At 70.4% G+C, this 20,378-nt stretch carries 19 protein-coding genes; 7 read left to right on the top strand and 12 right to left on the bottom strand.

All coding sequences use genetic code 11. The annotated features are described in order from the left end of the window. Positions 1–2: 2 nt before the first annotated feature. From AB0H54_RS20710 to AB0H54_RS20695, 4 genes are read right to left on the bottom strand one after another with little or no spacing between them, the layout of a single operon-like run. A complete protein-coding gene (locus AB0H54_RS20710) occupies positions 3–536 on the bottom strand; it encodes a DUF4334 domain-containing protein (RefSeq protein ID WP_357347549.1) in 534 nt (177 codons plus the stop codon). Positions 537–556: 20 nt separating this feature from the next. After that, positions 557–2,221, bottom strand: a complete 1,665-nt coding sequence (locus AB0H54_RS20705; RefSeq protein ID WP_357346937.1) for a GMC family oxidoreductase — start codon at positions 2,219–2,221, stop codon at positions 557–559. Then, positions 2,218–3,666, bottom strand: a complete 1,449-nt coding sequence (locus tag AB0H54_RS20700; protein ID WP_357346936.1) for an NAD(P)/FAD-dependent oxidoreductase — start codon at positions 3,664–3,666, stop codon at positions 2,218–2,220. The genes AB0H54_RS20705 and AB0H54_RS20700 overlap by 4 nt, the downstream gene beginning before the upstream one ends. Beyond that, the gene (locus AB0H54_RS20695; RefSeq protein WP_357346935.1) at positions 3,663–4,463 is read right to left on the bottom strand and encodes an alpha/beta hydrolase; all 801 of its coding nucleotides are present in this window, start codon (positions 4,461–4,463) and stop codon (positions 3,663–3,665) included. The genes AB0H54_RS20700 and AB0H54_RS20695 overlap by 4 nt, the downstream gene beginning before the upstream one ends. Before the next feature lie 141 nt (positions 4,464–4,604). Between AB0H54_RS20695 and AB0H54_RS20690 the strand changes: the two genes are divergently transcribed. After that, complete coding sequence (locus tag AB0H54_RS20690) at positions 4,605–5,264, top strand: TetR/AcrR family transcriptional regulator (protein WP_357346934.1); 660 nt, start codon at positions 4,605–4,607, stop codon at positions 5,262–5,264. A gap of 13 nt (positions 5,265–5,277) precedes the next feature. Here AB0H54_RS20690 and AB0H54_RS20685 read toward each other — a convergent pair whose 3' ends face one another. The 3 genes from AB0H54_RS20685 to AB0H54_RS20675 are packed head-to-tail and all read right to left on the bottom strand — an operon-like array spanning position 5,278 to position 7,503. Then, positions 5,278–5,916: a TetR/AcrR family transcriptional regulator gene (locus tag AB0H54_RS20685; protein ID WP_355272254.1), complete on the bottom strand. Its 639-nt coding sequence runs from the start codon at positions 5,914–5,916 to the stop codon at positions 5,278–5,280. A 28-nt stretch (positions 5,917–5,944) separates the two neighbouring features. Then, positions 5,945–7,033: an NAD(P)-dependent alcohol dehydrogenase gene (locus AB0H54_RS20680; protein ID WP_357346933.1), complete on the bottom strand. Its 1,089-nt coding sequence runs from the start codon at positions 7,031–7,033 to the stop codon at positions 5,945–5,947. After that, positions 7,033–7,503: a DUF4334 domain-containing protein gene (locus AB0H54_RS20675; protein ID WP_357346932.1), complete on the bottom strand. Its 471-nt coding sequence runs from the start codon at positions 7,501–7,503 to the stop codon at positions 7,033–7,035. Before AB0H54_RS20675 ends, AB0H54_RS20680 begins: the two co-directional genes overlap by 1 nt. A gap of 94 nt (positions 7,504–7,597) precedes the next feature. Between AB0H54_RS20675 and AB0H54_RS20670 the strand changes: the two genes are divergently transcribed. The 3 genes from AB0H54_RS20670 to AB0H54_RS20660 are packed head-to-tail and all read left to right on the top strand — an operon-like array spanning position 7,598 to position 9,404. Continuing rightward, positions 7,598–8,161: a TetR family transcriptional regulator gene (locus AB0H54_RS20670; protein WP_357346931.1), complete on the top strand. Its 564-nt coding sequence runs from the start codon at positions 7,598–7,600 to the stop codon at positions 8,159–8,161. A 21-nt stretch (positions 8,162–8,182) separates the two neighbouring features. Next, positions 8,183–8,761 carry a VanZ family protein gene (locus AB0H54_RS20665; protein WP_357346930.1) on the top strand — a complete coding sequence of 193 codons (579 nt, stop codon included), beginning with the start codon at positions 8,183–8,185 and terminating at the stop codon, positions 8,759–8,761. Between the two features lie 34 nt (positions 8,762–8,795). Continuing rightward, positions 8,796–9,404 (top strand): GDSL-type esterase/lipase family protein, encoded by a 609-nt coding sequence (locus tag AB0H54_RS20660; protein WP_357346929.1) that lies wholly within the window; start codon positions 8,796–8,798, stop codon positions 9,402–9,404. 2 nt (positions 9,405–9,406) lie between these two features. Here AB0H54_RS20660 and AB0H54_RS20655 read toward each other — a convergent pair whose 3' ends face one another. Then, positions 9,407–10,066: a TetR family transcriptional regulator gene (locus AB0H54_RS20655; protein WP_357346928.1), complete on the bottom strand. Its 660-nt coding sequence runs from the start codon at positions 10,064–10,066 to the stop codon at positions 9,407–9,409. A 128-nt stretch (positions 10,067–10,194) separates the two neighbouring features. Here AB0H54_RS20655 and AB0H54_RS20650 point away from each other — a divergent pair, with 128 nt between their 5' ends. Further along, complete coding sequence (locus AB0H54_RS20650; protein WP_357346927.1) at positions 10,195–11,118, top strand: oxygenase MpaB family protein; 924 nt, start codon at positions 10,195–10,197, stop codon at positions 11,116–11,118. Positions 11,119–11,122: 4 nt separating this feature from the next. Here the strand turns inward: AB0H54_RS20650 and AB0H54_RS20645 are convergent, their stop codons facing one another. Then, a complete protein-coding gene (locus AB0H54_RS20645) occupies positions 11,123–11,767 on the bottom strand; it encodes a TetR/AcrR family transcriptional regulator (protein ID WP_357346926.1) in 645 nt (214 codons plus the stop codon). A 199-nt stretch (positions 11,768–11,966) separates the two neighbouring features. Here AB0H54_RS20645 and AB0H54_RS20640 point away from each other — a divergent pair, with 199 nt between their 5' ends. After that, positions 11,967–13,373 (top strand): NAD(P)/FAD-dependent oxidoreductase, encoded by a 1,407-nt coding sequence (locus AB0H54_RS20640; RefSeq protein ID WP_357346925.1) that lies wholly within the window; start codon positions 11,967–11,969, stop codon positions 13,371–13,373. A 9-nt stretch (positions 13,374–13,382) separates the two neighbouring features. On the opposite strand, the gene car is transcribed toward AB0H54_RS20640, so the two are convergent. Together car and AB0H54_RS20630 are read right to left on the bottom strand one after the other, a co-directional pair. Beyond that, positions 13,383–16,880, bottom strand: coding sequence for a carboxylic acid reductase (gene car / locus AB0H54_RS20635; protein ID WP_357346924.1), 3,498 nt, complete (start codon positions 16,878–16,880; stop codon positions 13,383–13,385). Then, positions 16,877–18,406 carry a carboxylesterase/lipase family protein gene (locus tag AB0H54_RS20630; RefSeq protein ID WP_357346923.1) on the bottom strand — a complete coding sequence of 510 codons (1,530 nt, stop codon included), beginning with the start codon at positions 18,404–18,406 and terminating at the stop codon, positions 16,877–16,879. The genes car and AB0H54_RS20630 overlap by 4 nt, the downstream gene beginning before the upstream one ends. An 80-nt stretch (positions 18,407–18,486) precedes the next feature. Between AB0H54_RS20630 and AB0H54_RS20625 the strand changes: the two genes are divergently transcribed. After that, a complete protein-coding gene (locus AB0H54_RS20625) occupies positions 18,487–19,284 on the top strand; it encodes a uracil-DNA glycosylase (protein WP_357346922.1) in 798 nt (265 codons plus the stop codon). Between the two features lie 312 nt (positions 19,285–19,596). On the opposite strand, the gene AB0H54_RS20620 is transcribed toward AB0H54_RS20625, so the two are convergent. Continuing rightward, positions 19,597–20,325: a hypothetical protein gene (locus AB0H54_RS20620; RefSeq protein WP_357346921.1), complete on the bottom strand. Its 729-nt coding sequence runs from the start codon at positions 20,323–20,325 to the stop codon at positions 19,597–19,599. Between the last annotated feature and the right edge of the window lie 53 nt (positions 20,326–20,378).

Here is a 20,378-nt window from a genome sequence, read left to right as displayed (position 1 = left end):
TGTCAGTCCCGACCGAGAACGAAGAAATAGGGATCGGGCAGGTCACGGAAGTCCATCAGACCGAACACGGTGTCCTCGTCGACCCGGCGGAACACGTCGATGATGGCCAGATGGTCGTAGACCATCGCCGCCGTCACGACCCCACGATGCTCCACCGACCGCAACCGCGCCCGATAGTCACGGGTGCGCAACGCCGGCTTCAGCACCCCGAGCAGGCCGCGGCCACGCCGTACGAGCGTGTGCGGCACCTTGTCGGCGATACCCAGCGGCACCCGCTTCGGGTCGACGGCGAAGATCTCGCCCGCGGGAGCGCGGAACAGCAGCGGATGCACGCTGTCGACGCCGTCGAACTGCTTGCCGTACCAGCCCGATGCCGCGAGCAGCCCGTCGAGCCCGTGCCCGGTGGCCAGCTCGCGCCCGTGCCATCGGCCGGTCAGCTCCGCGGGCGACACCGCCGGGAGACTGTCGAACAGGGCCAGCGCCGCCGCCCTGGTGCAGGCGGGTTCGAGCGCGGCGAGTTGTGCGGTGGCGGTCATGGCGTCCTCTCCGGAGCGGGTCATGCGGGCAGGCGCAGCGCGCCGGGCGCCGACTCGGGGACCACGGGCCGGGTGGGGGCGACGGGGCTGACTCGCTGATAGCCGGCACCCAGCGCCGGGCGGGGATCGGCCTCGCCCTTGTTGGGCCAGAACGCCATCGCCCGTTCGGCCTGGGCGGTGATGGTCAGCGACGGGTTGACGCCGAGGTTCGCGGTGATCGCGCTGCCGTCGGCGATGTGCAGGCCCGGGTAGCCGTAGATCCGCTGGTACGGGTCGATCACGCCGGTGTCGCTGGAATCGCCGATCGTGCAGCCACCGATGTAGTGCGCGGTGGCGGGGATGTTGAAGATGTCGGTGGCGATATTGCCGCTGACACCGTCGCATTCGTCGGCGTACTTGCGGGCGATGTCGTGCGCGAGCGGGATCCACGCGGGATTCGGTTCACCGCTGCCCTGTTTGGTGACCAGCCTGCGGCCCTTGAGGTACGAGGTCAGCGAGTTGTCCAGCGACTGCATGACCAGCAGGATCACCGACCGGTTCGAGGCGCCGTGCGCGTTCTGCGACCGCAGGAACTGGATCGGGTGCAGCAGCATCGTCAACAGCAGGCGCAGGAACCGGAACGCGCCGCCGTCGACCATCGGCACCGTCTGCAGGAACAGCGCGTTCTGCCCGGTGCCGTACGTGCACACCTCGACGTGGGTCTGCGGCTCGGGATGGATGGAGGAGGTGATGGCCACGCCCTGGGAGAAGTCCTTGCGGGACTTGCTGGTGACGCCGATGATCGCCTCGGAGTTGCTGCGGGTCAGCTCACCGACCCGGGGCGAGAGCTGCGGCAGCGAACCGTCGGCGCGCAGCTTGTGCAGCAGTTTCTGGGTGCCCAGCGCGGCCGCGGCGAACACCACCTGCTGCGCGGTGAAGGTGCGCCGTTCCTTGCGCAGCCACCCGTTGGACGCGACGGTCTCGACCCGGTAGCCACCGTCGCCGTCGGGCGCGACGGAGGTGACCGTGGTCAGCGGATGCACCTGCGCGCCCCGGCTTTCCGCCAGGTGCAGGTAGTTGACCGTGGTGGTGTTCTTGGCGTTGTGCTTGCACCCGGTGAAGCAGTCCGAACAGTGGATGCAACCAGCCCGCCGCGGACCGGCGCCACCGAAGTACGGGTCGGCGACCTCGACACCCTCCTCGCCTTCGTTGAAGAACACCCCGACCTGGGTGCGATGGAAGGTGTCGGCGACGTTCAACCCGCGCGCGACTTGCAGCAGCACTTCGTCCTTCGGGCCGATCCGCGGGTTCTCCACGACGCCGAGCATCCGCTTGGCCTGGTCGTAGTAGGGCGCGAGTTCGCTCTTCCAGTCGGTGATGTGCGCCCACGCGCGGTCCTGATAGAACTCGGGCAGCGGTTCGTAGAGGGTGTTGCCGTAGATCAGCGACCCACCGCCGACACCGGAGCCACTGAACACCAAGCACTTGCCGAGCACGCTGATCCGCTGCGGCCCGGTCAGGCCCAGCCGCGGCGCCCAGATGGCCTTGGGGATGTTCCAGTTCGTCTTCGGGTAGTCCTCGGCGTTCCAGCGCCTGCCGGATTCGAGCACCCCGACCCGGTAGCCCTTCTCGGTCAGCCGCAGCGCGGTGACGCTGCCACCGAATCCGGAGCCGACGACGATCACGTCGTAGTCGTAGTCAGTCATGCGGAGATCACCTCGTAGTCGGCGGCGTCGAATCGCGCCTGCTTCTTGTATTGGATTCCGAGCAGCGGCCAGTTCGTGGTGATCCGGCCGTCGGCCTGCCGGTACCACGACGAGCACCGGCTCCACACGCTGTCGGTGAGCTGGTCCTGGATCCGGGCGTCATAGGCCTGTTCGACCTCGGGCCGCACCGTCAGCGGCGCGCCGGTCGCGGCGAGATGGGCGACGTAGTCACCGAGGTACTCGGCCTGGGCCTCGAGGAAGTAGATGATCGAGCCGCCACCGGTATTGGTGTTGGGCCCGTACATGATGAACAGGTTCGGGAACCGCGGCACGGTCATGCCGTAGTAGGCGTGCGCCCCGGTGCGCCACTCCTGGTCGAGTTCGAGCCCGCCGGTGCCGGTGATCGCCATCGGCGCGAGGAACTCGGTCGACTTGAACCCGGTCCCCCAGATGATGACGTCGACCTCGTGCTCGCGCCCGTCGGCGGTGCACACCCCGGCCGGGGTGATCCCGGTGATCTTGTCGGTGCTCACCTCGACATTCGGCTGGGTCAGCGCGGGCAGGTAGCTGTCGGAGAACAGCATCCGCTTGCAGCCGATCGGATAGTCCGGCCAGACCTGCTCGAACAGGCCCGGCTTGGCCGCGGTCTGCCTGCGCATGTGCCACTTGGAGATCGCCCGGATGGTGGCGGCGAGCGGCTTGGCGTAGACCCAGGCCAGGCTGAGCCCCTCGACCACGCTGTACCAGGTGCCGCGCTCGGCCAGCTCGGTCACCGGCAGCTTCTCGAACACCCGATGGTGCAGGTCGCTGAATTCACGATCCGGGCGCGGGACGATGTAGGGCGCGGTGCGCTGGAACAGGGTCAGTTTCCCGACGCGCGGCTGGATCTCGGGCACGAACTGCACCGCGCTGGCCCCGGTCCCGATCACCGCGACGCGCTTGCCCGTCAGATCGATGTCGTGGTTCCACTCGGCGGAATGAAAAGTGGTGCCCGCGAACGTCTCCCGGCCTTCGATGGCGGGCAGTGCGGGCCGGGAGAGCTGGCCGACCGCGGGCACGACGACGTCGACCTCGACCGAGTCGCCCGAATCCAGGCGCACGGTCCACTTGCCGGTGGTGTCGTCGAACGCCGCACCGGTGACCTCGGTGCCGAAGCGGATGTGGCGGCGCACGTCGTACTTGTCGGCAACGTCGCGGATGTAGTCCAGGATCGCCGGTTGCCGCGAGAAGCGGTGCGGCCAGCGCGGATTCGGCTCGAAGGAGTACGAGTAGAACGGCGAGGGCACATCGCAGGCCGCGCCGGGGTAGGTGTTCTCGCGCCAGACGCCGCCGACCTCGTCGGCTTTCTCGAACACGACGATGTCGTCGAAGCCCCGTTTCTTCAACGCGATCACGGCGGCCAGGCCACCGAATCCACTGCCGATGACCGCGATCGAGGGTTTCATGGCGCACTCCGGTTGTCGAGGATGGTCCGAACACACAGCTCGGGGGCGTCGCTGAAGGGCAGATGGCCGCAACCGGGCAGATCGGTGTGGCGGGCGAACGGCAGCACCGCTCGCGCGCGGGCGCTCTGGGTGCGGTGGGTGAGCACCACGTCGCGGGTGCCCCAGGCGATCGTCACCGGGATGCCGGTGAGCGCGCCGGGGTCGTCGCTCGCGTCCAGGACGTAGGTGGCGAAATCGTCGCGGGCCGCGGCGAACGAGCTCGCGCCCGCCAATCCGGCCAGGTCGACCCGGGCCGCGTCGGGGGCGACCAGGGTCGGATGCCCGAACATGACGGCCAGCAGCGCCGCGCGCCCGGCGGGATAGGCGACCGCCTTGTCCAGCGCCGGACCGGCGAAGCGCGCGACCGCGCGCATGGCGGTCAGCGAACCCTGGACCCAGCGCAGGCCGGGCCCGCCGTAGAAGCCCACCGGGGAGAAGGCGGTGACGGCGGCGGCGACACCGGAACGCCCCAGCTCGAGCGCGATACCGCCGCCCATGGAGCTGCCGACGACGTGCGGACGCCGGATGTCGTTGTCGCCGAGCCACTGCGCCAGCCAGTCGGCATACCCGCGCGGGCCGGGCAGCACACCGGGCAGTGCCGGCGTGTCGCCGAATCCCGGCAGGTCGAGGGCGATCACCTCGTGGCGCTCGGCCAGGAGATCGATCACCGGCGCGAAGATCTGCCAGCGGCTACCGAGCCCGTGCACCAGCACGATCGGCGAGCCGGCGCCCCGGCGAATATGAGAGATCTGCGTCATCGCAGCCCTTCACTCGGAAGAAACAGTTACTGCGTACGGTTTCTTGATTGCATCAGGTTGCTGTCTCTGCGTCAATAGGCAATCACGCACCGATTCGCCCGGCGTTCGCCCTTCTTACCGTCACCGCGTACGATTTGTCGGGTGACCCTGCAACAACCGCGCCGCACCCAGGCCGAACGCCGGGCCTCGACCAGGGCCCTGATCCTCGCCTGCACGGCGGAATGCCTGCTCGAACGCGGCTACGCGGCGACCACCGTCAGCGCCGTCCAGGAACGCGCCGGACTCGCCCGCGGCACCGTGCAGCACCACTTCCCCACCCGCGCGGAACTGCTCATCGCGGCCACCACCCGCGTCGTCGACCTGCGGCTGGAACAGTTCCAGCGCGAAGCCGAACTCCTGCCTGCCGGCCGCGACCGGCTGCAATCGATCGTCGACCTGGCCTGGCGCGACCTCAACAGCCCGGCCTTCTTCACCGCCCTGGACCTGTGGGTCGCCGCCCGCACCGACGCCGAGCTGCGCGAACGCCTCGTCCACGAGGAGCGCCGCGTCTTCACCGAGATGCGCAGGCTCTACCTCGCCGTCGTCGGCGAACCGTACGCCTCGGACCCGCGCGCGGAAGTCCTCGTCGAATTCACCATCGACCTGCTCACCGGCCTGTCCATGACGGCCATGCTCACCGGCACCCTCGGCGAACGCGAAGCGGTCGTGCGCCGCTGGAAGCGTGCCCTGGCCGTCCTCATCGGCCGCCTGCCCAGCGACGAACTCCTCGACGGCAGCCCCCTGCCCGCCATCGCCGACTGAACTCCTCCCGCGATCAGCCGATCCCGGCCAAACCGTTCCAGCACAGGGCGACCGTCGTCTCCACCGCGTCCTGCTTGGGAATCGGCCTGCCCGTGTCCAGCCACAGCCGCGCCGCCTGATGACTGGCCCCGACCACCCCGAACGCGCACGCGAACGCCCGCGCGTCGTCCATCCCGGCCGCGCGCAACTCGGCGCTCACCAGCACCGCGCACTCCCCGAAGGCGTGCCGGGCCCGCCAGCGCACGCTCGGTTCGCTCGGCACCGGCGATTCGTAGATCAGCACATGCCCGTCCGGGTCGTCGTCGACGAAGTCGAAGTACGCCCGCACCGCGCGCCGGACCTTGTCCTCCTGGCCGCTCGCGCCGGTCAGCGCGTTGCGGATCCCGCCGACCATCCGGTCCAGATGATGTTGGAGCACCGCCAGATACAGATCGAGCTTGTTCGCGTACAGGGTGTAGAGCACGGGCTTGCTCATGCCCGCCCGCAGACCGATCTGATCCATGCTCGCGCCGTGATAGCCGTGCGCGACGAACACCTCACGCGCGGCGTTCAACGCCGCGAGCAACCGTTCGGCGCGCGCCGCCACCGTCGCCGCGTTCGACGGGATGTCCTCGTCCTCGGCGCGCAGGATGTCGCTGTGCAGAATCGTCATGAGCGGGACCGTTCGCGGGAGTAGTCGTTCACCATGTCAGCACCGGCTTCACCACACGCCCGGCGCGCTGGTCGGCGAGCGCGGCGTCGACCTCGGTGTGCGGATACCGGCCGATGAGCCGGTCGACCGGGAACCGCCCCTCGGCGTACAGCCCGAGCAGGTGCGGCAGGAACGTCGACGGCACACTGTCGCCTTCCAGGCATCCGCGAATCGTCTTGCCGCGCAACACGATATCGCCGACATCCACCGGCGGGGTGCCCGCGCCGAGCCCGACCGCGACCACGGTCGCCCCCGTGGCCAGCGCGGCGACGGCGTCGCCGAGCACCGCGGGCACGCCGGTGGTATCGATCGCGTGCGTGACACCGCCACCGGTGAGCGCACGCAGCCGCGGCACGGTCGGCCCCTCGGCGGGGTCCAGTGCGGCCTCGGCACCGAGCTCGAGCGCCAGTTCCCTGCGCGCCGCCGAGGTTTCGACCACGACCACCCGCACGCCCTCGACCGAGCGCGCCGCCAGCAGGGCGGCCATCCCGACAGCACCAGCCCCGAACACCGCCAACCAGGCCCCCGCCGTGGGCCGCAGCACGTTGAGCACCGCACCCGCCCCGGTCTGGAAACCGCAGCCGAACGGCGCGGCCACGGCCAGGTCCAGCGCCGGGTCCACGACGATGGTGTTGTCCTCGGTGGTCAGCGCGTATCCGGCGAAACTCGACTGGCCGAAGAAACCGTCCAGCACCGGGACGCCCTCGCGCGACACCCGCGCTCCCTCGTGCGCGCGCCGCCCGAACTGGTTGAGCGCGACCGAACGCTGACAGTAGGCCGGCCGCCCGTCCACGCAGGTCGCGCACTCGCCGCAATGCCGGAACGTCAGCACGACATGATCGCCGGGGCGCACCGCGCGCACCTCGGGCCCGACCGCGGCCACGACACCGGCACCCTCGTGCCCGAGCAGGATCGGCCGATCCGCCGCACCGGCGCGCCGGGTCACCAGGTCGGTGTGACAGATGCCCGCCGCCGCGATCCGCACCAGGATCTCCCCGCCGCGCGGCTCGTCGATCTCGACGTCCTCGATCGAGAACGCCGCGGCCGGATCACGCGACAGGACCGCCGTCGTGCGCATCAGGACACCCGTTCCAGCAGGAAGTAGAAGTACTCGCCCTTGGACAGGACCAGTTCGGCGCGCCCGTTCATGATGCCCATCAGCGTGTTCTCGTCGAGCCACTTGAAGTGGTCGAACACCGCGCGCCCGTCGTAGACCATGGTCGCGGTCACCTCGCCGCGGAACTCGATGTTCCACAGCGTCGCCTCGCCCTGTCCCAATTCGACATTCGAGAACAGGGTGCCGTCCTCGGCGCGGCAGATCAGCGGCTTGGCGTCGTCGACGGCGAGGAAGTTCTTGCCGTACCAGCGGCTCGCGGGCAGCGCTCGGCACAGCGGGTGACCGGTCTGGAAGGCGTCGCCGCGCCACTCGCCCAGGATGTCGTCGGTGCGGGCCGGGCGTAGCCGGGTCCATAGCGCGTCCAGTTCGGCGGTGGAGACGCCCTCGGTCTGCTCCCGGAGTTGCTGCCAACGTGGCTTGTCCGCGCCCATGGTGTCCTCGTCTCGCCGATTCCAGAACCATCTGGTTCCGAACGGACCATAGTTCCGAACCAGTTGGTTCGGCAAGAGGGGTACGATTCCGGCCATGCGTGCGGCAGGTGAGGCAACCCGGGAGCGAATACTCGCTGCCGCCAAGGCGGAGTTCGCCGAATACGGCATCGCCGGCGCCCGGATCAACCGCATCGCCGACGCCGCGCACGCCAGCAAGGACCGCCTCTACGCCTACTTCCCCGGCAAGAACGAGCTCTACGCGGCCGTCACCGAGCGCTGGACCACCGAAACCGCCGAGGAGACCGCGCTGCGCGCCGACGACGTGCCCGCCTACGTCGGCCGCCTCTTCGACCACTTCGTCGCCCACCCCGACAACGCGCGCCTGCAAGCCTGGTCCGACCTGGAACCCGAAGGCGCCCACATCGGACCGCTGCTGCGCCGCACCATCGACGCCAAACTGACCGAACTGCGCCGCGGACAACGCGAAGGACTGCTCACCGACGCCGTACCGCCGGTCATCCTGCTGCGCATGCTCTCCGACCTGACCCGCACCAACGCCATGCAGGCCCGGTTCGCGGCCGAACGCGGCGACACCGAACAACTCTCGACCCGCCGCGCCGCCACCGTCTTCGCCGCCGCCCGCATCGTCGCGCCCTGAGCCGCCGCTATCGTGGGAGCGGTGGGGAGCGTGTGGGCGTCGTGGGGGCATGTCCTGATCGTCTGGCTGGTGGCGGTGCCCGCACTGGCCGCCGCGACCGCGCTGCTGATCCGTCGCAGGCTCCGCGCCGGACTACCGCGTAGACAGGCGTTGCGGCATTCGATCGCCGAGGTCGGGATCCTCGGCGCCACCCTGCCGTGGGTGTGGATGATCCTCACCCCCGCCGCCGGAGAACGCGCGATCAGCGCGGTGCCACTGCGGGACCTGCTCGACACGCTCGGCGCGGCACCGGGCACCGCCGTCGTCCAGGTCGGCGCCAATCTGATCCTGTTCGTGCCGCTGGGTTTCCTGCTCCCCCTGCGGTTTCCGCGCCTGGCGGGCGTGCTGCGGATGACGGCGGTCGGCGCACTCGTCTCGACCACGCTCGAGCTGCTCCAATACGTGCTCGAGCTGGGCCGGGTGTCCTCGATCGACGATGTCCTGCTCAACGCGGCCGGGGCGGGCCTCGGCGCCGCGCTCGCGGCGGTCCACGTCGCCCGCAGGGAATCCGGGTCCGCACGCAGCGACCGGGTACTGCGCAGGCTGGGCTGGGCGAGCTGACATCGCGCCCAGCGGGCCCCATAGTGTCATGCGGGTGAGTGCAGATCTTCGCGTCTTCTTCTTCGGCGACTCGTTCGTGCAGGGCATCGGCGACCCCGAGTACCAGGGGTGGGTGGGCCGTGTACTCGCCGCCACCGGCGCCGGAACGACCGCGTTCAACCTCGGAATCCGGCGCAACACCTCCACGGACGTCCTGCGCCGCTGCTGGACCGAGATCGAGCCGCGCGTGCAGACCGAAGCCGACCAGCGACTTGTCCTGTCCTTCGGCGCCAACGACGCGGTCGAGGAGAACGGCGCGCCCCGGGTCGATCCGGACCGCACCCTGGACAATCTCACGACGATCCTCGACGGCGCCCACCAGCGCGCGTTGGCCCCGCTGGTCGTCGGCCCGCCACCGGTGATCGACGCGGGCGAACCGCATCTGCGCCGCGTCACCGAGCTCGCCGAACAGATGGGCGCGCTCTGCCACGCACGGGAAGTCCCGTTCATCGATGTCACCGCGACCCTGGCCGAGGACCCGATCTGGCGTGCGGAGGTGACGGCCGGCGACGGCGCGCATCCGGGCAGCGATGGCTACCGCCGGCTGGCCGAGCTGGTCCTCGCGGGTGGCTGGCACGACTGGATCGCCGCGCCGCGCGGCTGACCTCAGCCGGCGGGGGTCGCGCGCGGGTTGTCGGCGAACCTGATCTGGAGCAGCTGGCGGGCGATCACCTCGGTGAGATGCTCTCGGGTGGTGTCGAACTCCCCGCGCATCCACGCCGCGACCAATTCGAGGGTGCCACTGACCACGGTGTAGGCGGCCATCTCGGAGTCCAGTTCGCGGGTCGCCGATTCCGGGAACAACTCACGACCCACTGCCGCCATGGTGCGGGCGATGGCGTGCTGGGTGGACACCCGCGCGGATTGCAGCGCCTCGGTGCTGTGGGCGGTGAACAGCAGGGCGGACCGGCGCGGGTCGGCGATCAGGAAGCCGAGGGCGGCATCGGCGGCCGCGTGGACCTGGCTGTCGACGTCGGGGGCGGCAGCGCGGGTGGCGGTGACCACGGCGGCGATGCCCTCGGTCGTCTGGTCGTCGGCCATCGCCGTCAGCAGCACGTCACGGTCGGCGAACTGTTCGTAGAAGTAGCGGTCGTTCAGTCGTGCGCGCGCGCAGACCGCTCGTTTGGTGACCGCGGGGGCGCCACCCTCGGCGAGCAGATCCAGCGCCGCTTCGACCAGGGCCGCCCGGCGGCGTGAGCGGCGTTCGTCGGCCGTCACGCCCGCGTAGGCGCGCGGCGTGGCGGCGTCCGCGGAATCTTCACCCATGCTCTTGACCATCCCGTCATTCTGGTGCACTCTGACACCACACGAGTTTCTGGAGTCGCGCGACACCAGAATAGCGCCAGAAAATCGACCGGACCGGCGGTCCGCGACGCTGGAACAAAGGAGTTCCCATGACCTGTCCCGTGCCCCACATCGCGCCCGCGACGACGCCCGACCACGTCTCCGACGCCGTCGCCCGCTTCGAACGGGTCGGCGGCTCCGTGCTGTTCAGCCTCTTCGGCGTCGGCCTGTTCGACCAGACCATGCTGCCGCCGGTCTCCGCGGCCCTGGAGGACACCGGACGCGCACGCACCGAACCGTGGGCCCGCGCGGTCCGCACCGCCGCCGCCGACCAGCTGATCTACCACGGCGAAGACCCCGACCGGGCGACCGAGGCCGAACGCCTGATGGTGCTGCACCGCGAGGTCAAAGGCGTCGGCCCGGACGGCGAACGGTACTCCGCGCTCAACCCCCAGTCATGGAACTGGATCCTGTACTCCACCTTCTTCGTCCAGCGCGGCGCCTACCTCGCCCTCACCGACGCCGAACCGACCCGCGCCGAGAACCAGGCCATCTGGGACCACTACCGGCACAAGACCGCCGGCCTGCACCTGCCCGGCAAGTCGCGACCGATCGAGGACTACACCGAACTCGTCGCCCACTACGCCCACATGGCCGCCACCGAACTCCGGCCCACCCCCGCCCTGGCCACCGCCGTCGCCACCGTCCGGCACGCCCCGCGGCCGTTCTTCCTGCCCGCCGCCACCGGACCACTGTGGCGGCTCAGCTCACCCGCGCTCGGCCACCTCCTGATGGTGCTCGGCTGCGGCATCATGCATCCCGACGTGCGCGCCCACATGCCCTACCCCTGGACCCGCCGCCACGACCGCGAATTCCAGGCGATCACCAAGGCCCTGCGCGTGGCCTTCGACCGCCTGCCCGCGACCGTCACCGACTCCCCCATGGCTCGCAACCGGCGCAAATACCAGCACCTCGTCAGCAAGTACCGCGACGTCGGACTCACCTCCTTCGCCCCCGACGCCGCCCTCCGCTGACCGATCAGGGCGCGTCGCCGTAGACGACCAGCCAGATGGCCCGCCCCAGCGCCGCGGCCAGCTCCCCGTCCTCGATCCCGGTGTCGGTGTCGGCGGAGCAGGCCACGGCCATCGTGCGCTCGACCATCGAGGTCAGGATCACCGCGGTGGCGCGCGGATCCAGCTGCGCGGCGACCCGTCCCGCCGCCCGATCCGCCGCCAGCCGCGCCCCGACCAGCTCGGTGAACGCGGCCACCCGCGCCCGCCAATAGGCGCCGACCTCCCGGTCGTACGCGGCGACCTCACTCAACGCCAGCAATAGATAGCGGTGCGCCCGCACCCCCTCGATCATCGCGGCAGCGGCATCGACGACACCGGCCTGCCGCTCGGTGCGCTCGGCACTCCACCACCGCTCCGCGGCCGCGAATAGATCGGCGGTGGCCAGCTCACCCAGCCGCACCAACAGACTGCTCTTGTCCGGAAAATACCGGTAGAACGTGGATCTGGCCGACCCCGACGCGGCGGCGATCCGCTGCACCGCCAGCTCGGTGAACGGAGTGCCCTCGGCCAGCAGGTCCTCCACCGCCCGCAACACCCGCGGCTCGAACTCCGAACGACGGTCACCGGCCGACTTCCGCGCCGATCGCGGAACACGGGTCAGCGAGGACATCAGCGGCTCCCGAACTGCTCGGCCGCGAGCCCTCGTGCGTCGACCATGCGCCCATTGTGCCCCGCGACCACCGCCGTGGACCGGCAACGGCCGAGCAGCCGCGAATCCGTGGCCTCCACGCTCTGTTGACAGTGGTCGCCGCCGACCGGATCATCTTCTCGGACACACTGTCCGAGACTCGATGACCGAGGCGGTACCCATGCTCGATTCCCCCGTCACCTCGGCCGAGTCGGCCGACGTCGTCATAGTCGGCGCGCGCTGCGCCGGCGCGGCGACCGCAGTGACGTCGGCACGAGCGGGCCGCAGCGTCATCGTCCTCGACGCCGCACCCCTGCCCTCGGAAACCCTGTCCACCCACCTGCTCTGGCCCGCCGGACTCGCCGAACTCCGGACACTGGGCGTCCTCGCCGACGTCAAGGCCCTCGGCGCACCCCGGCTGACCCAGGCCTACGCCGAAGGCGCCGGCTACGGCATCACCTCCACCTTCCCCACCGTCGACGGCATCGACTACGCCATGTGCGTGCGCCGCACCGGCCTCGACGACGTCCTCGTCCGCGCCGCCATCGCCGCGGGCGCCGACGTCCGCACCCGCTGCCGGGTCACCTCCGTCCTCTGGGCAGGCGATCGCTGCGCCGGCGTCCGCTACACCGACCGCACCGGCGCCGTCGTCGAGATCCGCGCCGCACTGGTCGTCGGCGCCGACGGCAGGCACAGCAGCATCGCCCGCGCCGTGGGCGCCGACGAACCGTTCCTCACCGTCCCCAGCGGCCGCGACTGCTACTACGCCTACTGGCGCGACCACGGCGACACCCCGCGCGACACCGCCGCCCAATGGCGCGCAGGCGCCGATCTCGGCACCGCGTTCCCCTGCGACGACGGCCTGGTCCTGAGCCTGGTCCAGCCACCGGCGAGCCGGGAACGCACCGGCCCCGGCGAAGCCAAACGCCGCTACACCGAAGCCGTCGCACGGATTCCCGCCCTCGCCGCCCGGCTCGACGGCTGCGAACGCGTCGGCCGCGTCCGCTCGGCGACCGGCATCGCCTCCTATTTCCGCCGATCCACCGGTCCCGGCTGGGCACTGCCCGGCGACTCCGGCCACTTCAAGGACCCGGTGACCGCCCAGGGCATCCGCGACGCCCTACGCTACGGCCGACTACTCGGGGAGACGGTGGCCGCCACCCTCGACGACCCGGCCGCACTCGACCGGGCACTGCACGAGTGGGAACGCCGCCGCATCATCGACTGCCGCGCCATCTTCCACTGGACCAACCGCCTGGCCCGCGGCGAAGCCATGCATCCCTTGGAGATCGAGCTCTACCGCCGCGCCACCACCGACCCCGAACTGGCCCGGATCACCACCGGCATCTTCTCCCGCACCCGCCCGCCCGCCGACCTGCACACCCCCTCCCTCGCCCTGCGCCTGGTCGCCGGTGCGCTGCGCCATCAGCGCGGCAACGCACCGGCCGTCGTCGCCGACCTCGCCCGCGAGATCCGCGGCGCCACCCGCAACGCCCTGATCAACCGGACCACCCTGCGCGGCGAGGTCCCCCGACCGGCGCCGCCCAGCACGCCACTGCTCGCCGCGGCCCCGAGTGGATCCCACTGACCCGCACCGCTATTCGCTCCGGAGACCGAGCAGACCGAGCCCGGCCAGATCGCGGACATACTTGCCGATCAGTTCCGGACCCAGGTGCGGGATATCGCGCTCCGCACCGATCCCCGCCGCACGCACCGCCGCCCGGAATCCCTCGGCGGGCAGCGCCGAACCCGGCAGCGGCCGCCCCGGACGACGATGCGCCTGCAACAGCGGCAGCAGCGTGTGCCTGCGCTGCTCCTCCGGCAGCGCGCGCAGCGCGGTCTCGAAACGCGCGAACCAGTCGGCGTAGTCATCGATCCGATCGATCCGATGCCCCGCCTCGATCAGCCAATCCACGAAACTGTCCAGCGAAACACCGTCGTCGTGCGGATTGACCACATCGAAGGTCCGGTACCCCGTCACCGCCGCCGCACCCAGCCCCGTCACCGCCGCGGCGACGAAATCGGCAGGCAACCCGTCGTAGTGCGCGCGCTGCCGCCGCCCGTTGGCGTCGGTCAGATAGAACGACGCGGGCGCGAGACCGGTCACGAGCACACTCAACAGCAACCGGGTGAATACGTCGGGCACATTCAGCTGACCGGGATAGTCGCTGTGCGCCAGGATCATGTCCGACCGGAACACCGCCACCGGCAACCCGAACCGCTCCGACACCTCCCGCAACAGCACCTCACCGGCCCACTTGCTGTTGCCGTACCCGTTTGCGTAGCTCGCCTCCACCCGCCGGACCGGACTCATCACCCGCACGTCACCGTCCTCGGCGAACGACTCCCCCTGCGCCGCCACCGCCACGGTCGACAGATAGCTCACCGGCTTGCGCGTCGCCGTCAACGCCAGCCGGATCACCTCGGCGGTCCCGACCACGTTCGGACCGAACAACTGCCCATACGGCAGCACATGATTCACCAGCGCCGCCGAATGCACGATCAGATCCACCTCCTCGGCCAGCCGCCGCCACACCGCCGCGGACAGCCCGAGATCCGGCTCCCCGATATCCCCCGGCACCACCTCGAGCACACCGTCGGCGAGCGCGCGGAAGTGCTCGCGCAGTGCGGGATCGGTCGCGAACACCGCCGCCAGCCGCGCACGCGCGGCAGCCGCGTCCCCACCTCGGACCACACAGATCACCCGACCACCCAGCGGCGCCAACCGCTCCAGCCAGGTCAGCAGCAGGAACCGCCCCAGATAGCCGTTCGCCCCCGTGATCAGCACAGTGGACGGCGGCACCGTGGCGGGCGGCAGCTCCCGGGCGCGATCCAACATCTCCGCGTCCAGGAACTTCGCCAGCGTGAGATCCGCCGCGCGGATCTCGGTCGCACCGACACCGTGCACCGCCTCGACATCGGTTCGCCGGGCGCCCGGTTCACGCTCCCGGCCGACGTAGTCCGCGATCCGCGCCAGATCACTGTCCGGTCCGAGCAACACGTTCACCGGCACCTCGACCCCGAGCAACTCCCGCAGCAGCGTCGAATACGACAGCGCCGCCAGCGAATCCCCACCCAGATCACCGAACCGCGCCCCGGGCCGCAACTCGGTGGCCGAACACCCGAGCACCGCGCGCGCCGCCCGCGCGACCGTCTCGTACACCGGCAGACCGGCAGCGTCGCGGCGCAACCGCTGCAACTCCGCCTCCTGATCGCGCGCGACATCGTCGTACAGCGCCTCCAGGCGCGGGCCGTACCACTGCTTCAGCTTGGGCCGCAACAACTTCCCGACCCCGGACAGCAGGCCGTTCGCGATCGAGAACGGCTCGGTCTCGAGCAGGAAATCACGCGGGATCTCATACGGCTCCAGCTCCGCCGCCACCGCCACCCGCTGCAACGACGCACTCACCGCGGCCCGCACCTCCTCGGCAGGCCCGGCGAGCGCCGCCTCCGTCGGCACCACCACCGCCAGCAGATACGCCCGCTCACTGCTGCCGTACACGAAGATCTGCCGCACCAGATCCGCCCCCGCGAACACCGCCTCGAGCCGTGACACCGTCACGAACTCCCCCTGCGACAGCTTCAGCACATTGTTGCGCCGATCCACATAGGCCAGCCGATCCGGCGCCAGCTCCGCGACCACATCACCCGTGCGGCAGAAACCGTCCTCGTCGAACACCGCCGCGGTGACCTCCGGCCGCCGGTAATAGCCCGAGATCATCGTGGTCGTCTTGAGCAACAGCTCACCCCGCGGATACGGCTTATCGGTCCCGAAATAGCCGAGCTCCGGCACATCGACCAGCTTGTAGTCCAACACCGGCGGCCGCATCACTTTGGTATCGAAGATGACACCGCCCCCGGTCTCGGTCGACCCGTAACCATCGTGCAACCGCAACCGCAACACCGACTCCACGAACTCCCGCAGATCCGGCGCGATCGGCGCGCTCCCACACAGCACCGTCATCAACCGGCCACCCAGGAACTGTTCGCGCAGCTCCGTCCGGACCTCCTCGGCCAGCACCGCCGGATCCACCCCCGGATCCGACCGCCGATCCACCTCACGCCGGAACCGCTGCAGGATCATGTCGCACACCCGCGGCACCAGGAAGATCTCCGTCGGCCGCACCAGCTCGATGTCCTCGAACAAAGTCGACATATCCGGCGCCGCCGCGAAATACGCCGTCCCGCCCCGCGCCAGCACACCGGTCAGCGTCAACCGCGCCGCGATGTGACTCATCGGCAGGAAGTTCACATTGAGCACCGCCACCGGACGGGCGGGCTGCCAACCCGCCGCCACCAGCCGATGGGTGTACATCGCGCCCTTCGGCGTCCCCGTACTGCCGGAGGTGTAGATCAGCATCGCCAGCGGATCCTCGTCCGGCCCCGGCACCGTCAGCGGCGCGGGCTCGACGACTCTGCCCTGGGCGATCGCCTCGTCGATGGTGTGCAGCGTGACTGTCGAACCCGCCGCGGTCAGCCGGGCGCGGGCGGCGGCCAGCGCGTCCCGGTGATCGTCGTCGTCCGCGTGATGATCGAACACCAGCAGCGAATTCGGTGGCGTACCGGCCAGCACCGTCTCGACCGCGATCGCCAGATGCGCCGTGTCGACCGCGAACACCCGCGGCCCCGTCTCATCCAGGATCGACCGCAACTGCGCGAGACCGGCACCCGACTGCAAGGGCACCGCCACCCCGGCCAGATGGATCGTCGCCAGATCCAGCACCGTGTAATCGGCCCCGGTGAATCCGAGCGTCGCGACGAAATCCCCCGCCCCGACCCCCGCCGCGTGCCACGCGGCAGCCAGCGCCCGAGCCCGCGCCCACACCTCGCCGTAGGTCACCGACTCGAACTCCGGCAGCAGCCGCCGCGTGACCCGCCCGCCCTCGACCACCGGCTCGGTGCGCCGGATACCGAGCGCGGGCCGATCCGTGTAGCCGGTCATCACCGTCGAAACGATGTGCGCCAGTGGCAGACCCGGCGTGGTGACCGCCGCGTGCACGTCCTCGAGCGGCGTCGCCGCCCGGATCTGCTCGTCCTCGGCGTAGAGCGCCCTGATGCGCTCCGCCAGCAGCCCCGCGTCCAGCTCGACCGTCATGCCTCGTTCTTCCGATCGGCCGAACCACCCAGCGCGGAGATCCGGACATCGCGCCAGGCTTCCCGCCGCGCCGCCTCGGGATCGATCAGCACCCGCGGCGGATGGTCGATGATGCAGGTCGCCCTCCGCTCGGCCGTATACGGCGACCACGCCGCCAGCGGCTCCCCCGTCCGGGCGAAACTCACCCAGTTGTCCTGCACGTGGTCCTGCACCGCACGGAAGGCCCGCCGCCCACCCGCGGCTGTCATCGCCCGGCCGACCGGACTGTCCACCCAGCCGAACACCGGCACCAGATCCAGCGCGTGCGTCGCACCGAACCCGGCCAGCCGCACGGCACGTGGCGCGTAGTCGAAACGGTAGGCGTAGGTCGGCGCGAACCGGCTGTGGCCCTCCAGGACGGCCAGTGTCGGCCGCAGGAACATGAAGTCACCGCCGATCCGCACCGCGGTCCGCGCGGCCGGATACCCGGGATAGCTCCGGACCACGCGCTGCTCCGCCCCCGGATCGCAGCGTCCGAACGTGGTGGTGAGCTGTGCGGGCGTGTGCGGCACCGACTTCATGAACCGCTGGAACAGCGTCGCCTCGTCGCGGTTCGTCCCGATGATCAACGGCACCCGATGCGCACGGCCCCCGGCGATCGCGTCGATCGGCGCCTCCGGCAGGAACTCTCCGTCCACCACCGGCGTGTACGGGAAACTGCCCGGCCGTTCCCGCAGCGTCCGGTACAGCGCCCGATCGGCCGCCCGGCACAACTCGCTCGCCAGCGTCGTCGCCAGCACGGTCGCGGCGTCGGCAGGACCGGCGCCCAGCCGTTCCAGGCAGCTGCGCGCGAAGCGCCGCGCCTCCGCCGGCTCGGCGGTCCAGTCCGCGGGCGCGCTCTGCGCGATCGCCCGGTGGAACAAGCCCTTCGCGGCCGGGGTCGCCAGCAGCGCGACCACCGCGTGCGCGCCCGCCGACTCGCCGAAGATGGTCACATTCTCCGGGTCACCACCGAACGCGGCGATATTGCGCCGCACCCATTCGAGCGCGGCGACCTGATCCCGCAGCCCGAGGTTCGACTCGAAAGGCCGCTCCGGCGTGGAGAACTCGCTGAAATCGACATAGCCCATGGCCCCGAGCCGGTAGGTCACCGACACCACGACCACGTCGCCGCGCACCGCCAATCGCGCACCCGAGTACATGCTCGCGGCACCGATCACGTACCCGCCGCCGTGGATGAAAACCATGACCGGCCGCGGACTCGCCGACGGCGTCGCCGGCGCGGTCACGTTCAGGGTCAGACAGTCCTCACCGGTCGGCTGCCACGTGCGGGGGCCGGTGCGCGCACCGTTGGGGTGCTGCATCGCCGCGAAGCCGTACTCCGTCGCCGAGCGCACCCCCGTCCACGGTCGCACGGGTTGGGGCGCGCGGAATCGGAGTTCTCCGACGGGCGCGGCCGCGTAGGGAAGGGCTCGCCAGCTGACGACTCGACGGCCCGCACGACCGCGCACGACTCCGTCGGCGGTCACGATCTCTGTGGACACCATGCGCCCCACAGTACGTGGTACCAGCGGTACCGCGCAGGCGGTTCGGTGGTCCGTCACGCCAGGCGGACTAGACTGGTCCGATGGCCGGCGACGCCCCGGAAACCGCACCGCTCGCGGCTCGAGACGCCGGGAGCGTCGCCGACCTCGACCGCCTCGTCTGCACCTGTCGCGCCTGTCCCCGCCTCGTCGCCTGGCGGGAGGAAGCCGGCCGCGTCAAACGCGCCGCCTACCGCGACGAGACCTACTGGGCCCGCCCCGTTCCCGGATTCGGTCCCGACGACGCCGAGATCCTCGTCGTCGGCCTGGCACCCGCCGCCAACGGCGGCAACCGCACCGGCCGCATGTTCACCGGCGACCGCAGCGGAGACGTCCTCTTCGCCGCACTGCACGCCGTCGGACTCGCGACCGGCGCCCATCCGGTCGGCTTAGACGACGGCATCCGGCTCGTCAACACGCGCCTCACCGCTCCCGTGCACTGCGCCCCACCGGAGAACAAGCCGACCAGCGAGGAACGCCACCGCTGCGCCCCCTTCCTCAGCCGAGAGCTGGAACTATTGGCCCCGACGGTGCGGGTCATCGTCGTCCTGGGCGCCTTCGGCTGGCAGGCCCTCTTCACGGTGCTCACCGAAGGCGGCTGGACGGTACCCCGACCTCGCCCCCGCTTCGGCCACGGCGCCGAGCTCACCCTCACCCACCCGGACGGCCGCACGATCACCATCCTCGGCTGCTACCACGTCAGCCCCCACAACACCTTCACCGGCAGACTCACCCCCGCCATGCTCGAAGACGTCTTCCACACCGCCCAGACCATCGCCGATTCCGCGCACCCGGCCCGCACCGCCACGCACCCGATCGGCCACTCCACCAGCTCGAACTGAAACCAGCACAGCTGGTCTCACCACAGCCACGAGGACCCACCCCTGCCCTCTTCAGCGTCTTTTTAGGACGTGAGGTCGGGTTGTGTTCGTGGATCCAATGGTGGGGTTAATCATTAGTAGATGCGCATATCTACGTCTCTTCATGCTATTTCTGGAGGATAGGCCAGCCAATCGGCTCCACATGAGCCACGTGTTCTCCACCCGAAGGAGCTCCCCTCTTCTGCCCCAGCTCCTGTGCCGGAGCACGCTCCCCCCACCACCCCTTCATCCGAGCCCACCCGCGCCCCTCCCCCACGACCGCGACATGGAAGGTCAGCGATCAAGGAACGAATGGATCTCCCCGAGTAACTCGAGTGTCTGCGAGTCGTCGGAACGCTCGAACGCCGCGACCACCGCACCGAGCGCCGCTCCACCGTCGAGCCACTCCACCAGCTCGCCGTAGGCCTCCGATGCCCTGTCCCAGTAGGCATTCGAAGGAACCGCGGTCCCACCCCGCACACGACAGTGCCGCAATACGAAGTCGTGCAGCTGCCGCACCTTTGCAGCGTCTGCCAGGTCACTCCAGTCGATCAGGCGGTGCGCGACGGTGCCCTGCGCCGTGCCGAGCGCACACAACACCGCACCGATGTCCCCCTCCGGCAGGTCGTTCGTGAACTGGTGCGCCCACAGCGCGTCCATCACCGAGGTGACCGCCTCGGCCTCCGGCCACGTCTGCCAGCCGGCGAGGCGCAGCTTCCCGTAGACCACTTCCATATCCGGCATCGCACGGTCGTCGGTGTGCAGCAGCTGGAGAATTCTCCCCGCCAGGTAGCGGAAGTCCGTCGCGGATCCCACTGTCGTCAGCGCACGGAACGTGTAGGCGCTCAGATCTGCGGCCGTCAGCGCAGAACGTGGATGATCGAGCAGCCTCGCGTAGTCCCGCGGCGTACGGCAGCACGGACATGCGTCGATCGACGCGGGCGGAGTCACCCGGGCGAATGCCGCATCCAGGGCCGCCAACGCCTTCGCTATTGGCTGATTCCGCTGTCCCCCTTCGATCACCGCGCCGACACTACCGGCGAGGCCCCGGCGGGCGCGGGCTGTGGCTGCGCACC

The sequence above is a fragment of the Nocardia sp. NPDC050718 genome, from assembly GCF_040654235.1.
In the GTDB taxonomy this organism is placed as follows: domain Bacteria; phylum Actinomycetota; class Actinomycetes; order Mycobacteriales; family Mycobacteriaceae; genus Nocardia.
This window is presented reverse-complemented; position numbering and strand designations above follow the sequence as displayed.